The following is a 16,303-nucleotide window of genomic DNA, read 5'->3' as shown; positions in this document are numbered from 1 at the left end:
TCTGGTCCTCGGATCCGTTCTTTGCTCGTGGGTGTCGGCCGGCCGCCGGACGAAGCTTAGCTTAGGCTACCCTTACCGCCTTCCGTCGGCAGGGGAGCGCCCGCTCACCCCCGGAAAGCCCCATCCCCCACCGTCCGACGCCATCACTCACCCGGGTGAGGTCTCCTCGCCGTTTGCCCAGAACAGGGCCGTTACGCGTCAACTCTTCCTGGTGGGGCGTCCGTTACTTCTGGTAGACAGCTCCCCGTCTCTCAAGGACGGCCGCCCCGCCGCCCGACGGAAAGGGAAGCATGGACGAGGAAGAAGACCGCCGCCTGTACGCGATCGCGCCCGAGATCAGCCGGGTGACGGTCGGCCTGCTGCGGACGGTGGTCGGGCTGGAGCCCGCCGAGCGGGTGCCGGAGGCGGCCCTGGGCGTGGCCGACGACGTGCTGGCCCGGCTCGGCACGGACGGACTCCGGTCGCTCGTCATGAGTCTGGCCGGGTGGGCGGCGGTGGGCATGGAGAACGTCGCGCAGCTCACCGGCAAGACGTACGAGGCGCTCGTCGACGAGATCGAGTTGACCTGCCTCGAGGCCAACCCCGAAGCCTGAGGGCAACCGGTCCGCGCCGGCCGGCCGGGTACGCGTTCCGGCCCACGGCCGGGGCGCCGGGGTTGTCGGCCCAGGCGGGCGCGGGCACGCCCCTTCCGCCCTCCACGGGGCAGCGGTCGCGCGGCCGGCCCGGTGACCCGCACGGTGGGATGGGGCCCGCAAGGGGCCCGATCCCCCAGCAGTGGCGCCCCCGGCCCGCGCGACCCCGGCGCGCGCGCCGATCGGAACCGCCATCCCGCCCCGCCACGGCTTTCGGTACGCCGCGCCTCCGGTTGGTCGTGACGCGAGGGCATGCGGTCCGACCGCACGCTCGCCCCCGGGAAGCGCCTTCACCACCCGCGACCGGCCGGCCGGTCTCCGGCGCCCGAGGCACCCCGTCCCGGCGCGGCACCGGGGCCCTTCCGGTGGGGAGCGCCCCCCGAGCCCCTCTTCAGCACACCCCTCACCTTCTGTACAGCACACCCCCGCGCCCGCCCCCTAGCAGTCAACTCCCCTTCCCACCAGGGCGTTCGCCCCGCGCCCTGAGGGAGAAAGGGGGCGCACGGCGCAACTCCCAAGAAACCCGATAGGACTATTGCATTCTCCGCTAAGATGCTCCTTCGAGCGATGCCATCGATCCGATGAGCGGCCACCCCCGGCCGTGCGGGTTTCGACACGGACCGACTGTGCGTCAGCTCACCGGCCGGGCCGCGGCACGTGCCCCCCACGCGCACCTGTCGCCCCGCACTTCCTGTGTCGTCCGACCCGTTTTCCGTCGCCGTTCCAGGACCTCTCCGCATTCGCGCAGGCACAGCCGTCGCAGCCCCTCGACCGCCGGAGGACAGCCGCCCATGCACCAGACCACCACACTGCTCATCGAACTCGGCCTCGTCATCCTCGCCCTCGGCCTCCTCAGCCGCCTCGCCGGCCGGATCGGTTTCTCGCCCATACCCCTCTACCTGCTCGCGGGGCTCGCGTTCGGCCGCGGGGGCATCCGTCCGCTGGGCGCCAGTGAGGGGTTCGTCGCCACCGGGGCCGAGGTCGGCGTCGTCCTGCTGCTGCTCCTGCTGGGGCTGGAGTACAGCGCGTCCGAGCTGATGAGCAGCCTGCGGGCGCAATCCCCTTCGGGGGCGGTGGACTTCCTGCTCAACGCCCTGCCGGGGGCCGCCGCCGGCCTGCTGCTGGGCTGGGGCGCGGTCGCCTGCGTGGCGCTGGCCGGCGTCACCTGGGTCTCGTCCTCGGGCGTCATCGCCAAGGTGCTCGCCGACCTCGGCCGTCTGGGATCCGCGGAGACACCCGCCGTGCTCGGCGTCCTCGTCATCGAGGACCTGGCGATGGCGGTCTATCTCCCGCTGCTGACCGCCCTCCAGGCGGGGCTGAGCGTCGGGGCGGGCGGGCTGATCCTGCTGACGTCCCTGGGCACGGTCACCGCCGTGCTCTACGTGGCGCTGCGCCATGGGCACGTCATCAGCCGGGCCGTGTCCTCGGACAACCCGGAGCGGATGCTGCTGGTGGTGCTCGGCCTGACGCTGTCCTTCGCGGGGGTCGCCCAGGAGCTGCACGTGTCCGCGGCGGTGGGGGCCTTCCTCATCGGCATCGCGCTGTCCGACGAGGTGGCGGAGGACGCCCGGGCGCTGCTGTCCCCGCTGCGGGACCTGTTCGCGGCCGTCTTCTTCCTCTTCTTCGGGCTGAGCACCGATCCGGCGTCCGTGCCCCCGGTTCTCGGTCCGGCTCTGGCTCTCGCCGGGGTCACGGCCCTCACCAAGGTGGGCACCGGCTGGTACGCGGCCCGCCGGGCGGGCGCCTCGCCCGCGGGGCGCTGGCGGGCCGGTGGCACGCTGGTGGCCCGGGGCGAGTTCTCCATCGTCATCGCCGGTCTCGCGGTGGGCGTCGAGCCGCGGGTGGGCCCGCTGGCCACGGCCTACGTTCTGGTGCTGGTGGTGGTGGGCCCCCTCGCGGCGCGGTGGACGGAACCGCTGGTGCGCCGGGTGACCCGGCGGCGGGCCGGGGCGCCGTCGGTGCCCGCGCCCGCCGGTGCGGCGCGGGCGGCCCCCGCGGTGGAGCACGCCGACACCCGGTGAGGCCCGCGAGTGGTGCGAGACGGCCACTGCCGCCCGCCCACAAGCCCGTGCCCCCGCCCGGCTCACAGGCGGTGGTCGGGCGGCAGTGGCTGTTCCGTCCAGACGGTCTTGCCCTCCCGCTCGTAGCGCGTCCCCCACCGCTCGGTGAGCTGGGCGACCAGGAACAGGCCCCGCCCGCCCTCGTCGGTGCTGCGGGCGCGGCGCAGGTGGGGCGAGGTGTTGCTGGTGTCGGTCACCTCGCAGATCAGGCTGTGGCCGCGGATGAGCCGCAGGGTCACCTGGCCGCTCGCGTACCGGTAGGCGTTGGTGACCAGTTCGCTGACGACGAGCTCCGTCGCGAAGACCAGGTCCTCCAGCCCCCATGTGGTCAGTTGTTCGGTCATCAGCCGGCGGGCGGCCGCGGCCGCCTGCTCGTCGCCGGGCAGGGTCCAGGTGGCGACCCGTTCCGGGCCCAGGACACGGGTCCTGGCGAGCAGCAGGGCGACGTCGTCGTGCGGGCGGGCGGGGAGCAGCGCGTCCACCACGGCCTTGGCCGTGTCGGGCAACGGGCGCTCGGCGACGGCCAGTTGACGGCCCAGTTCGGCGAGGGCGGAGTCGACGTCGCTGCCGGGCGACTGGATGAGGCCGTTGGTGAAGAGGGCCAGCAGGCTTCCCTCGGGGAGCTCCAGTTCCGTCGCCTCGAAGGGCAGGCCGCCCAGGCCGAGCGGGGGCCCGGGGGGCAGGTCGGGCAGGCTCACCCGGCCGTCCGGGGTCACCACCGCGGGCGGCGGGTGGCCGGCGCGGGCCAGGGAGCAGCGGCGGGAGACCGGGTCGTAGACGGCGTAGAGGCAACTGGCGCCGGTGACCTGGTCGTGGGGGAAGTCGCGGGTGTTGACCTCCTGTTCGGCGGCCAGCCGGTGCACGAGGTCGTCCAGGTGGGACAGCACCTCCTCGGGTTCCAGGTCGAGTTCGGCGAGGGTGTGGACGGCGGTGCGCAGCCGGCCCATGGTGGCGGCGGCGTCGATGCCGTGGCCGATGACGTCGCCGACGACGAGGGCGGCGCGGGCGCCGGAGAGCGGGATGATGTCGAACCAGTCGCCGCCGACGCCCTCCGCGGCGCCGGCCGGGATGTACCGGTGGGCGACCTCGACGGCGGGCAGGTCGGGCACTTCGCCGGGGAGCAGCCGGCACTGGAGGTTGAGCGCGGCCTGGTGCTGCCGGGTGTAGCGGCGGGCGTTGTCGATGCAGACGGCGGCGCGGGCGGCGAACTCGGCGGCGAGCGTCAGGTCGTCGTCCTCGAACGGTTCGGGGCGGCGGGCGCGCCAGAGGACGACGAGGCCGAGGACGAGGCCGCGGGCGACGAGCGGCACCATCATGACGGAGTGCACGCCCAGCTCGGCCGCGGCTTCGGCCCGCTCCTGGGCGACGGCCCGCAGCCCGGCGGGCCCCCGGCCGTCCTGGACGAGCACCGGGCTCTTCTCGGCGAGGCAGCGGGCCTGGGGGCTGTCCGGGGGGAAGACGATGCGGTGGCCGACCGGGTGCAGGGCTTCCTCCACCTCGGCGACGACGGAGACGGTCGCCGCGCGGCAGACGGCGCCGGTGCCGTCCTGGGAGGGTTCCTCGCCGCGGCTGACGTCCTCCAGGAGGTCGACGGAGACCCAGTCGGCGAGCTCGGGGACGAGGACGTCGGCGAGTTCGCGGGCGGTGGTGTCGACGTCCAGGGAGGTCCCGATGCGCCGGCCGGCCTCGTCGAGCAGGGCGAGCCGTACCCGGGCGCGGTGGCGTTCGGTGACGTCTTCGACCAGTTGGGTGACGCCGAGCACCCGTCCGGCGGAGTCGGTCGTCCGGAACGCGGAGACCGAGACGAACCGTTCCTCCGCCGGGGCGGAGCGGAGCCGGCAGGGCTGTTCCGTGAAGATCATGGGCCGTCCGGTCCTCAGCACCTGTCGCAGGCGGCCCTCGACGGTGTCGGCGTCGTCGGTGATGAGGAAGTCGGCGGTCCGGCGCCCGACGGCCTGTTCGGTGCTGATGCCGCCGATGCGGGCGACGGCCCGGTTGACGCGGAGGATGCTCAGGTCGGGGGCGAGCACGACCAGCCCGATGGGCGAGCGCCGGAACAGCCCGTCGAGCACCGAGCGGTCGGTCTCCCACTGGACGACGTCCTCGGCGGGTGCGCCGACCAGGAACCATTCCGGCGGGGCGTCCGGCCGGACGACGCGCCGGGCCCGGACGCCGACGTGGATGCGGACGCCGTCGCCGCGCACCACCGGGACCACCCCGAACCAGCCGCCTTCCCGGGCGCAGGTCCGGGCCGTCTCCGTGACCTCGGCGCGGTCGCGGGGCGCGAGGAGGACGTCGGCGGCGGGCCTGCCGGTCACGTCCTCGGGCCGGTGGCCCAGCAGCGCCGTGGTGTTCTCGCCCCAGCCGACGACCGTCCCCCGGTGGTCGAGCACCATCGTGGCCGCGCGGGCGAGCGAGAACGGGTCGTCCGGACTCTCGCTGACGGGCGTCGTGGCACCGTCCGCCATGGGCTGCCTCCTTCCGCGCGGGGCCGGCCGGCCGCGCTCGCGCCGGGGACTCCTTCCACAGTGACGGGTGTCCGGCCCGCACGCCCTTCGGGCGCATCCGGACCGGCGGGGGCGGGAGGCGGGCGGTCGCGGACCACCGCCTTCGTGACGGTAAATCGCTGGATGTCTTCATCGATTTATGGTGATGATTCGGGTTATGAGCCGTGGATTCGATGATCTGGTGACGGAGGCCGCCTCCGTCTCGGTGGACGGCTGGGTTTTCTCCTGGCTGGACGGCCGGGCCACCGAGGAGCGCCCGTCGTGGGGCTACCAGCGGCGGATGGCGCGGCGGCTGGCCGGGGCGTCCGCGGCGCTGGACGTCCAGACCGGGGGCGGTGAGGTGCTGGCGGGTGCCTCGGTACTGCCGCCGACGATGGTGGCCACCGAATCCTGGCCGCCGAACGTCGCCAGGGCCACCGCGCTGCTGCACCCGCGCGGCGCCGTGGTGGTGGCGGCGCAGGACGAGCCGCCGCTGCCCTTCGCCGACGCGGCGTTCGACCTGGTGACCAGCCGGCACCCGAACACCGTGTGGTGGTCGGAGCTCGCCCGGGTGCTCCGGCCCGGTGGCACCTACTTCGCCCAGCACGTCGGGCCCGCCAGCGTGTTCGAGCTGGTGGAGTTCTTCCTCGGTCCGCAGCCCGAGGCCCGCCGGAAGCGACATCCGGACGACGAGAGCGCCGCGGCGCGGGCCGCGGGCCTTGAGGTGGTGGACGTCCGCTCGGAGCGGCTGCGGATGGAGTTCTTCGACGTCGGCGCGGTGGTGTACTTCCTGCGGAAGGTGGTCTGGACCGTTCCCGGCTTCACCGTCGACCGCCATCGGGACCGACTGCGCGAGCTGGACGGGCTCATCCGGGCGGAGGGCGCGTTCGTCGCCCACTCCTCCCGGGTGCTTTTCGAGGCCCGCAAGCCCGCCTGAGCCCTGAGCCGGGGACCGCCCGCGCGGACGCTCCCTCCCCGGCGGCCGGCCCGGCGTCCGGCACACACGGCTGACGGTCCGGCGGCTCCCGCCGGAGGTAAGCGTTCGTCGGCCACAACTCCCTTGGCAGCCAGGCCGCTTCGCCTCTCCCGGCCGAGCGCACTTCCGCCCCGCGCTTGTCACGGCTCCCGCCTTCCCCTCGCGCGTCGGCCCCCCTATGCTGCCCGGGGAACACTGCGGTCCAGACCATCGGCGTGGAATCAATGGGGAGTTGGGACCACGTCCGACAGGTCCGCGCTGTTCCGCCGAGGGGGGGTGCAGTCCCCACGCCTGCGGAGGAACCATGACGCTCTCTCCCACCGTCCGCCGTGCCGTCGTCGCCTCAGGAGTCGCGCTCTGTCTCCTGACGGGGACGGCCGCCGCCCTCCCGGCCGGCGCGGCACCACCCGCCCCGTCCCCCGGCACCGCCTCGCCCACCGCCGCCGTCGGTCCCCTGGGGGCCGAACTGCTGTCCGCCGCCGACAAGGTCGGCCTGTCCTGGACGGGCGACCAGTCCGGCAGCAAGGACCAGAACTGGGGCAACGGCGGCACGTACCACTACGTCTTACGGCCCGTCAGCGGGCAGGCCACGCCCGACGTGGACTGGAAGGTGCGGTTCACCCTGCCCGAGGGGCAGGCCTTCGACAGCGAGTACCAGCAGGACCAGGTCACCGTCGCCGGCTCGACGCTGACCGTGGCGCCGTCCCAGGACTGGCGCAGGAAGGTACCGCAGAACGGCCTGGAGATCATCATCGCCTGGAAGGAGGACCCCTCCCCCATCGCGGCCGTCCCCGGCAGACCCGACACACCCGCCACCTGGGCCCCCTACGTGGACACCAGTCTCTACCCCGAACCCGACCTGCCGAAGATCGCGGAGGTCAGCGGGGCGCGGCAGTTCACCACGGCGTTCGTCGTCTCGGACGCCCAGGACCGGAAGACGCCGGTATGGGGCGGCCAGCACGCGCACCCCGTCTCCGGCAACTACGGGGTCCCGCGGATCAACGCGCTGCGGCGGGCGGGCGGTGACGTGGTCGTCTCGTTCGGCGGCGCCAACAACAACGAGCTCGCCCAGGACATCACGGACGTCGGCGCCCTCACCGAGGCGTACGGCGGCGTCGTCGAACGGCTCAAGGCGTACAAGCTGGACTTCGACGTCGAAGGAACCGCCGTGGTCGACAAGGCGGCCAACACCCGCCGGGCCAAGGCGCTCGCGGCGCTCCAGAAGCGGTACGCGGCCAAGGGCACCCCGCTGCACATCTCCTACACCCTGCCGGTGCTGGCCGGTGGGCTCACCCCGGACGGCCTGGAGGTCGTCCGTGACGCGGTCCGCAACGGACTGGCCGTCGAGACGTGGAACGTGATGGCGATGGACTACGGCCCCCCGGTGCGGGACATGGGCCAGGCGGCCGTCGACGCGGGCACCAACCTGCACGACCAGCTCGCCACGGTCTACCCGGGGACCCCGGACGCGGCGGTGTGGAAGATGGTCGGCATCACCCCGATGATCGGCGTCAACGACAGCCCCGGGGAGACCTTCCGGCTGGAGGACGCCCGCCGGCTCGCCCGGTGGGCGGCGGAGAAGCACATCGGCCGGCTGTCCATGTGGTCGGCCACCCGCGACCACCCGTGTGACAAGCCGACCGCCAGCCCCGTCTGCTCCGGCATCCCCGGCCAGCAGGAGTACGAGTACAGCAAGGTGCTCGGCACGTTCACCGGCTGACCCGCCCGCCGGTCCGCCGCACGCGTGCGCGACGGTACGGGGACCGCCGTCCCCGTACCGGGTGGTCGACGGCCGTCCTCGGCGTACGGGCGCAGCGGGACCGGTACCGTCGGTTCCGGCAGCGCCGGGGCTCCGGATGGCGACGACTCCGAGGACGGTATGACCACGACTCCCCCGCTCGGTTACGCGTTCGACAACGACAGTGAACACGCCACGGAGCAACACCGTTGCCTCGCCGCGGCATACGACGGCTTCAGCACCCACCGGCTCGCCCGGCTCCCGGTCGCCCCGGGGGCGCACTGCCTGGAGGTGGGCGCGGGCGGCGGCAGCGTCGCGCGGTGGCTGGCGGCCCGGGTGGCGCCGACCGGTTCCGTCCTGGCCACGGACGTCAAGCCCCAGCACGCCCCGGCCGCGCCCGGCCTGCGCGTCCTCGTCCACGACGCGCGGACCGACCCGCTGCCCGAGGGCGCGTTCGACATCGTCCACGCCCGGCTGGTGCTGATGCACCTGCCCGAGCGCGAGGCGGTGCTGCGGCGGCTGGTCGCCGCGCTCCGGCCCGGCGGCTGGCTCCAGCTCGACGAGTTCGACGAGACCACCTACGGCCCGCTGGTTCCGGTCGGCGGGTGCGACGAGGCCGCGGCGGCGGCCTACCGCTCGTACCTCGACGCCAAGCTGCGCCTGCTGGAGGCGGCCGGGGTCGACCTGGCGTGGGGCCGCCGGGCGGCGACCGCCATGCACCGGGCCGGGCTCGTCCGGATCGACGCGGAACCCGCCGTCCAGCAGTGGCGCGCCCACTCCCCGGGCACGGCCCTGCAGATCCACAACACCCGCCACCTACGGGACCGGTTCCGCTCCGTCGGCATGACGGACGACGGGCTGCGGGCGGCCCGCGAGGCCATGGGCCACCCGGACTTCCTGGCCGCCTCCTGTCTGATGTACTCGGTGCAGGGCCAGCGGCCCCACAGCTTCTGAGCCGTACCGGAGCCGGCCGCCTCCCCGCCGGCGGACGGCCGTGCCGCCGCGGACCCGTCGGCTCCGGCCTCCCCTGAGTGCGGCGCCGTCATCGGGATTTCATCGCACCCTCCTTAGCGTGGCCGCGTCCGGGCGCCTCCTTGGTGTGGCCGCGTCCGGGCGAAGACCGGTCGACAGGGAGGGACGGCTCGATGGCGCGGAGGAGACACAGAACCAGGCCGCCGATGGTGGTCGCGGTCGTGATGGCGGTGATGAGCGCGCTGGCGGTCACCGGGACGGCCGCGACGGGAACGGCCGCCGCCGAGCCGGGGCCGGACAAGCCGACGATCCGGTACACCGAGTACGGAATTCCGCACATCACCGCCTCGAACTGGGAGGACCTGGGAACGGGCTACGGATACGCGGCGGCCAAGGACAACATCTGCACCCTGGCCGACACCTATCTGATGGTCAACGCCCAGCGGTCCCGGTATCTGGGACCCGACGGCAGGGCGAGCCCCGGCCAGAACCAGAACACCACGACCAACCTCAACAGCGACCTGTACTTCCAGCGGATCAAGGACAACCGGGTGGTGGAGCGGCTGCTCGACCAGCCGGCCCCCAACGGGCCGGAACCGGAGGTCAGAGAGGCCATCCACGGCTACGTCCAGGGCTACAACCGCTACCTGGCCGAGACGGGCGTGAACGGCATCTCCGATCCGTCCTGCCGCGGCGCGGCCTGGGTGCGGCCGATCACGGATCTGGACGTCTACCGGCACGCGCATGCCGAGATCATCATGGGCAGCGCCGACGCGCTGGTGGACGGTCTGGTGAACGCCGCTCCCCCGGGGGCGTCGGCCGCCGGGCCGCCGGCCTCCTCGCCCGCGAAGACGGCGGAGAAGATCCGTGACGCGATGGCGGCGAGCCGCCGCCAGGGCATGGGCAGCAACGCGTTGGCGGTCGGTTCCCAGGGCGTGTCCGGCGGCACCGGCATGTTGCTGGCCAACCCGCACTTCCCGTGGCAGGGCAAGAACCGGATGTGGCAGAGCCACCTGACGATCCCGGGGAAGTTCAACGTCTCCGGGGCCAGCCTGCTCGGATTCCCCGCGGTGAACATCGGGCACAACGAGAACGTCGCCTGGAGCCACACGATCGCCACGGTGGCTCCCTTCGGGCTGTTCGACGTGCAGGTGGATCCGCTGAAGCCGACCACGTACCTGGTCGACGGCAAGTGGGAGCAGATGACCTCCCAGCAGGTCGGTGTCGACGTCCGGAAGGCGGACGGTTCCGTCGGCAGGGTCACCAGGACGTTGTGGTCCACTCGGTACGGCCCGGTCACCACGTCGCTTCAGGGCGTCCCGCTGCCCTGGGTGGTCAGCGCCCACGCGGTGCGCGATGCGAACATGGACAACCTGCGGGCGCTGAACACGTGGTTCCGCCTCGATCAGGCCAAGGACGTCCACGACGTGGTGAACACCCTGGAGACCACGCAGGGCATTCCCTTCTTCAACACCGTGGCCTCGGACCGCAAGGGCGACGCGCTGTACGCGGACATCCAGGCCGCCCCGAACATCACGGACGAGCACGCGGAATCGTGCCTCACCATGACCGGCCGGCTGCTGTTCAACCCGGGACTGCGGCCGTCGAACGTGCCGCCGGTCTCCATCTTCGACGGCAAGCGCGGCGCCTGCGACTGGCCCAGTGATCCGAACGCGGCCGCGCCGGGACTTCTGGACCCGCACCGGCAGCCACGCCTGATCCGGTCCGATTTCGTGGCCAACGGCAACGACAGTGCCTGGCTGGCCAACCCCGCGCAGCCGCTGTCCTTTCCGAAGGTGATGGGCGACACCGCGACGCCCCGCTCGCTGCGTACGCAGGAGCTGATCCTGACCGCGCAGAACCGGATCAACGGCACCGACGGCCTGCCGGGCAGGGGCTTCACGCCGGAGAGCATGGGAAAGTTGCTGTTCGCCGACCACAGCAGGGCGGCCGACCTGGGCCTCGACGCCACGGTGAAGGCGTGCCAGGGCGCTCCCTTCGGGCTCGTCCTGGTGGACGGCAACCTGGTCAACGTCAGCGAGGCGTGCTCGGTCCTGGCCGCCTGGAAGAGCCACGCTTACACGGCCGACAGCCGGGGGTCCTGGCTGTTCGCGAACTCCTGGGTCTACCTGCTCGGCGGACAGCCGGTCGAGAAACTGCCGTGGCGGGTCGCTTTCGACCCCAAGGACCCGGTGCACACGCCCAACTCGCTCGACTCCGGGAACTCCGCGGTCCGCGACGCGCTGGCCCGGGCGGTCCTCGCCCTGCGCAAGGCGGGCATCCCGCTGGACGCGCCGCTGTCGGACGTGCAGAAGGTCACCCGTGGCGACGAGCGGATCCCGATCCACGGCACGGTCTCCGAACTGGGCGTACTGAACGTGATCACTCCCGGCCAGGTCGGCGGGGTGCCGGACGTCGTCTACGGGTCCAGCTTCGTCCAGCAGGTGCGGTTCACCTCCGACGGACCGCCCCAGGCGCTCTCCGTCCTGGCCTACTCCCAGTCGGCCGACCCCACGTCACCGCACTACGCCGACCAGACCAGGCTCTTCTCGGCCGGCCAGTGGGTGACCGAGCGATTCACCGAGGAACAGATCGCGGCGTCACCGCGGCTGCGGACCAAGGTCCTGAACTGAGAATGCCGGAAAGACCCACGAGGGGGCTCATTGTGACGACCGGATCGAGCTGGTGGCGTACGGCGGTGGCGTGGGTGTTCGCCGCCGTGGCCGTGGTCGCGCCGGCGGGCGCGGCACAGGCCGCCGGCGGCGGCACCGCCCCGCCGCCGATGACGAACGGGTTCGGCCTGACCCAGGTCGGCGCGCCGGAGGGAAACGCCACCGACTTCCATCTCACCGTGAAAACGCCCGAGGTCGCGGGCGAGCAGCACATCAAGATCATTCTGCCGCGCGGTTATTACGACGATCCGGGCAGGCGCTACCCGGTGCTGTACTTCCTGCACGGTTCACCCGACGACCCGGTCCAGCAGACGTACCCGGCGCTGAGCATGTCGGACCGGATGATCACCGTCATCCCGGACGGCGGCCCTCGGGGCTGGTATGCCAACTGGCTCGACCAGAGGACTCCGGCCGGTGCCCAGAACTGGGAGAACTTCCACCTCAAGCAGGTGATCCCGTTCATCGACGCCAACCTGCGAACGATCGCCACCAAGAAGGGGCGGGCCGTCGCCGGCGTCTCCATGGGCGGCTTCGGAGCCTTCCACTACGCCCAGGCCCGCCCGGACCTGTTCAGTCAGACCGCGTCCCTCTCGGGAGACATCGACCTGTCGGTCAGGTCCATGGACCTGCGCCTGGCCGTCGTCGCCACCCTCATCGACGCGCAAGGCGCGCTCTGCGCCTCGGCATCCGGGGTCTGTGACCCCAAGGACTCCCCGTACAAGCCCGCCGTGGACAGCGACGCCGCGTTCGGCTCGCCCTACCCGGTGTTCAACGCCGACCGGCGGTGGAACGAGGTCGATCCGTCGCAGCACATGGACACGCTCGCCAAGGCCGGAGTCGGGGTCTCCGTCTACGTCGGCGACGGCGGCGGCTCGCCCCTCGACCTGGAGTTCTGGGTCTCGGGTGCGGCGAAGAACGTCAAGGCGCGGATGGACGCCCTGGGCATGCCCTATTACTACGTCAACTACGGCGACGGTGCCGGCTGGGGCACCCGGTGCGACGGCAAGCACAACAGCGGCTGCTGGGAAGAGGATCTCCGCGATCTGATTCCCAGGCTGGAGGCGTCCTTCGCCTCGTGACCGGGCCGGTCCCGGCCCGCAGCCGCCGGCACGGGCCGCCGACGCTCTGGCGGGCCGTGCCGGCACGGCGATGAACGGGAACGCGCCGGCCGGGTGCGTCGCCACCACCGTCGCCATCCGTCATCGGCCCGGAAGAACCGGCCGCCGGCGGGTGGCGATGCGCCCGTGCCGTTATGCGCCCGTACCGTTCGGTGCCCGTACCGTTCGGTGCCCGTACCGTTCGGTGACCGGGTGAGAGCACGTCACCCCGGTGTCGCCGTCCCATGACGCGGTGCCCGCGTTCGCCCGGCCGAAGGGGCCGGGCCGAGCGCGAGTTCGTCGCGGGACAGGATCATCCGGTGCGTCCGCCGCAGCATCCGACTCGGGGGAACCCCCAGGTCGTCTGCGAGACGGCGGCAGGCGCGGTCGAACACGGCCAGCGCGTCGGCCTGTCGGTCGTTCCGGTACAGCGCCCGCATCAGCATCGCGGCCACCGGCTCGTTCAAGGGGTACGCCGCGAACAAGGCGAACAACTCGGCGATCGCCTCGGAGTCCTGGCCCAGCCGCAGTTGCCACTCCAGCTTCCGTCGCAGGATGGTGATTCTGCGCTCGGTGAGCCGCAGCCGCTCCAGTTCGGCCCACGGCCCGGGCAGGCCGGCCAGGGGCTCCCCGCGGAACAGCTCCAGCGCCTGGGCACACAGGCGGACCGACTCGGCCGGTTGATCGGCTCGATCGGCCGCCCTGATGCCGGTGACCAGCTTCTCCATCCGCGCCACGTCCACGTCGACCGTCCCGGAGACCAGCCGGTAACCGCGCCGTGCGGACTCGATGACCGAGTCAGGACTGTCCCCGACGCGGAGCGCCTTCCGTAACCGGTAGATGTACACCGGCACCACGTTCGCGGCCGGCGATTCCATCCCCCATACGTCGTCGAGCAGTTCCTGCCGGCTGAGGGTCCGCCCGGTGCGCAGCGCCAGCACGGCCAGTACGGCCTGCCGGCGGGGGTGCCCCAGGTCCAGGGGCCGCCCGTCCTGCCAGGCCTGCGGCGGCCCGAGAAGGGAGATCCGCACCTTCGGTCCGGCCGCCGGGCCGCCGGTGGTCCAGGGCAGTGGTCTCACCGGCCGGGTACGGGGGCCGCGGCCGGGAACGACCAGGCCGCAGTCGAAGGCGTGGACGATGGCGGCCGCCCGGTCGCGCAGACCGAGCCGCACCAGGATGCGCGCGAGGCGTTCGGCCACGGCGTCCTCGGGGATGGCGAGAGCGGCGGCGATCTCGTCGTCCCGCATTCCGCAGCCGACCGCGGCGAGTACGTCGCGCTCCTGGCGGCCGAGAGCGACGGCGGTCGGGCGTTCGGTGCTGACGGTCGTGGGCATCGCTGCTCCCCGGGCTCCGGACTGGTCGGTCTGGTCGGCGCGTCGACAAGGTAGGAGGACGACCGCGGGGCGAGGCATCCGGAACGATCCGGAGTGACAGACGCGATCACGGCCCGTTTCGCCCGGTGCTCACGGCACCGTGCGCGGCTTCGGCGTGGTACCGGGTGCCGCCGGGGCCGGGGGCGCGGGCGCTGTCCCGCCGTATCTCCGCCCCGCTCTTCACGGCCACCGTCCTCGTCGTCCCGCTGCCGGGGGACGTGACATACAAGGAGCATGTGCACGTACCCCTCACTCCCTGGCCGGCGGGCCGCCGCCGGTGAGAACGACCGGCAGTGGCCCCCGGGGTACCCGCACCAGAAGATGATCTTGTTGGGGTAGGGTGACCGCCCCGGTGCCCGGCAGAGAGTCCGCCGCATCCGCACTGGGCAGCAAGGAGATTGAGAATGCGCCGTATGTCCACCCTCGCCGTGACCGCCGCGATGGCCGCGGGCGTCGTCTTCACGGCCCTGCCCGCGCAGTCCGCCGCCGCGTCCGAGGTCACCTGCAACGTGCCGGAGATGGCCCAGCAGATCAAGCGACTGCAGAGCCGCGCCGCGGACTACGACCACTCCGGCTACCACGACGCCGCCCAGCGCGCCCGGTCCGAGGCCAACTCCCTTCAGCGGCGCATGCAGTGGTGCATCGACGCCGAGAACAACCTCTGATCCGACGCCTTGAGGCGGGGCCGGGGCGGATGGGGAGTCCCGGCCGCGCCCCGGCCGTCAGCGGGCGGTGAGCGCCGCCATGCCGCGCGCGGCCGGGAGCGGGTCGTGCCGCACCCGCCCGGCGGGCAGGCCTGCCGCCGCGAGCCCCGCCGCCATCGCCCGGACGAGGGCGGGCGGCCCGGCGACGAACGCCGTGCGCCGCGACCAGTCACCGTGCCGCAGCACCGCGCCGGCGACCGACTCCCAGCAGGCCGGGCCCGGTTCGTCCTCGATCACCGGGACGACCCGCAGCCACGGCCGACGCCGGGCCAGGTCGGCCGGCGTCTCGCTGTCGTACAGGTCGGCGAAGCTCCGCGCGCCAAGGAAGAGGTGCACGCCGTGCCGGCCCGCGTGCACCGAGGAGAGCTCCTCCAGCAGGGCCTTGGCCGGGGCCCAGCCGGTGTCCCCGGCCACCAGCAGGAGGTCGCCTGCGAGGTCGTCGTCCAGCGTCATCGTGCCGCTCGCCGGGCCCAGCCGCAGCGTGTCACCGACGCGGGTGTGTGCCACGAGCGCCTCGCTCACTCCCCCGCCGCCGACCGCCCGGACGTGGAACTCCAGCTCCCCGTCCGGGCGCGGGGCGTTGGCGAAGGAGTAGTACCGCCACGCCTGCGGGAGCCGCGGCGACTGTACGGCCGCGTACTGGCCGGCGCGGTAGGCGTACGGCTCGCCGGTGCGGACGCGGACGACCGCCAGGTCCGGGCGGCGCCGCTCGTGCCCGGTCACCTCGGCCTGCCAGGCGGGCGGTTCACCGATGGCGGCCTCGGCGCCCTCGACCATCGCGGCCACGGCGAAGCGCAGCATGCGCAGCCACGCCGTCTCCATGGCGTCCGTCCAGCGGGCGCCCGCGGTGCGGCGCAGCGCCTCGCGCAGAGCCGCCTCGAACGCCTCGTAGTGCGCGGGCCGGACGCCCAGCTTGCGGTGGTCGCGGCCGAGGCGGGTGAAGGTGGCGGTCACCTCGTCCGGGTCGTGCAGGTGCTCGATGAGGTACCGGAAGATGTGCGCGAGGTGGCGGCGCTGGAACTCCATGGATGCGGGGAACAGCGACCGCAGATAGGGCCACCGTTGGAACAGTTCGCCGTAAAGCTCGGCTATCAGCTCGTCGAAGGGTGACACGAGATCGAGGCCGCGCAGGATCTCCCGCTGGTCGGCCGCGCCGTCATAGGGGGCCGCCGTGCGGCGCGGCGCGGCGGGGGCCCGCCGCTCGCCCTGCGAGAACAGCGAGCGGCGGAGCCGCATCGCGTCGTGGCGGGCCAGCAGGCCGTGGTACTCGTCGCCGACGGTGCCCATGGTCAGCACCCCGCCGGTTCGTCGCCGCGACGCGCGGGGCCGCCGTGCGGCGGGTGGGCCCGTGCGCGTCGTCCCGGTTCCCGGGGCGGGCGGGGTGCGGCGGCCCGCGGGTGCGGGCGGGTGGCGGGGGCGCTCGGGTCGTGGCGTGACACGGTGCGGGGCTCCTGTCGGAGGGGTGGTACGGGCCGGCTGCCCGCTGCCGGTGGTCCCGGCCGTCGCGTGTGCGGCGCGCGTCAGTATGGCACCCGCCACCTGTGCCCAAGGGGCCCCGGCCATCAGGGCCGTTCGGCCCTTCCCCCGTTGCCC

Annotated in this window: 11 protein-coding genes; 8 read left to right on the top strand and 3 right to left on the bottom strand. The window is 73.2% G+C overall.

The genetic code is table 11. The features are described 5' to 3' along the window. Positions 1 to 290 precede the first annotated feature (290 nt). Together ACZ6X9_RS31820 and ACZ6X9_RS31815 are read left to right on the top strand one after the other, a co-directional pair. On the top strand, positions 291 to 593 hold the full coding sequence (locus ACZ6X9_RS31820; protein WP_469781500.1) for a hypothetical protein: 303 nt from the start codon (positions 291 to 293) through the stop codon (positions 591 to 593). Positions 594 to 1,423: 830 nt separating this feature from the next. Next, complete coding sequence (locus tag ACZ6X9_RS31815; protein WP_469781499.1) at positions 1,424 to 2,653, top strand: cation:proton antiporter; 1,230 nt, start codon at positions 1,424 to 1,426, stop codon at positions 2,651 to 2,653. 62 nt (positions 2,654 to 2,715) lie between these two features. Here the strand turns inward: ACZ6X9_RS31815 and ACZ6X9_RS31810 are convergent, their stop codons facing one another. Then, positions 2,716 to 5,160, bottom strand: a complete 2,445-nt coding sequence (locus tag ACZ6X9_RS31810; protein ID WP_469781498.1) for a SpoIIE family protein phosphatase — start codon at positions 5,158 to 5,160, stop codon at positions 2,716 to 2,718. A gap of 196 nt (positions 5,161 to 5,356) precedes the next feature. Here ACZ6X9_RS31810 and ACZ6X9_RS31805 point away from each other — a divergent pair, with 196 nt between their 5' ends. From ACZ6X9_RS31805 to ACZ6X9_RS31785, 5 genes are all read left to right on the top strand, one after another. Next, positions 5,357 to 6,115 (top strand): class I SAM-dependent methyltransferase, encoded by a 759-nt coding sequence (locus tag ACZ6X9_RS31805; protein ID WP_469781497.1) that lies wholly within the window; start codon positions 5,357 to 5,359, stop codon positions 6,113 to 6,115. 343 nt (positions 6,116 to 6,458) lie between these two features. Next, on the top strand, positions 6,459 to 7,874 hold the full coding sequence (locus tag ACZ6X9_RS31800; RefSeq protein ID WP_469781496.1) for a glycoside hydrolase family 18 protein: 1,416 nt from the start codon (positions 6,459 to 6,461) through the stop codon (positions 7,872 to 7,874). Positions 7,875 to 8,033: 159 nt separating this feature from the next. Beyond that, positions 8,034 to 8,846: a class I SAM-dependent methyltransferase gene (locus ACZ6X9_RS31795; protein WP_469781495.1), complete on the top strand. Its 813-nt coding sequence runs from the start codon at positions 8,034 to 8,036 to the stop codon at positions 8,844 to 8,846. A 224-nt stretch (positions 8,847 to 9,070) separates the two neighbouring features. Then, the gene (locus tag ACZ6X9_RS31790; RefSeq protein WP_469781494.1) at positions 9,071 to 11,497 is read left to right on the top strand and encodes a penicillin acylase family protein; all 2,427 of its coding nucleotides are present in this window, start codon (positions 9,071 to 9,073) and stop codon (positions 11,495 to 11,497) included. A gap of 32 nt (positions 11,498 to 11,529) precedes the next feature. Then, complete coding sequence (locus tag ACZ6X9_RS31785; RefSeq protein ID WP_469781493.1) at positions 11,530 to 12,615, top strand: alpha/beta hydrolase; 1,086 nt, start codon at positions 11,530 to 11,532, stop codon at positions 12,613 to 12,615. Positions 12,616 to 12,857: 242 nt separating this feature from the next. Here the strand turns inward: ACZ6X9_RS31785 and ACZ6X9_RS31780 are convergent, their stop codons facing one another. Next, entirely contained in the window at positions 12,858 to 13,967 is a 1,110-nt protein-coding gene (locus tag ACZ6X9_RS31780; RefSeq protein ID WP_469781492.1) for a BTAD domain-containing putative transcriptional regulator, read from the bottom strand. Between the two features lie 443 nt (positions 13,968 to 14,410). Between ACZ6X9_RS31780 and ACZ6X9_RS31775 the strand changes: the two genes are divergently transcribed. Then, positions 14,411 to 14,671 carry a hypothetical protein gene (locus ACZ6X9_RS31775; RefSeq protein WP_469781491.1) on the top strand — a complete coding sequence of 87 codons (261 nt, stop codon included), beginning with the start codon at positions 14,411 to 14,413 and terminating at the stop codon, positions 14,669 to 14,671. 57 nt (positions 14,672 to 14,728) lie between these two features. On the opposite strand, the gene ACZ6X9_RS31770 is transcribed toward ACZ6X9_RS31775, so the two are convergent. Then, positions 14,729 to 15,997, bottom strand: coding sequence for a globin domain-containing protein (locus ACZ6X9_RS31770; protein ID WP_469781490.1), 1,269 nt, complete (start codon positions 15,995 to 15,997; stop codon positions 14,729 to 14,731). Positions 15,998 to 16,303: the final 306 nt, after the last annotated feature.

The sequence above is a fragment of the Streptomyces sp. NPDC052910 genome (assembly GCF_055585605.1).
Note: the sequence above shows the minus strand (reverse complement) of the source record. Positions and strands in the feature narration are given on the sequence as shown.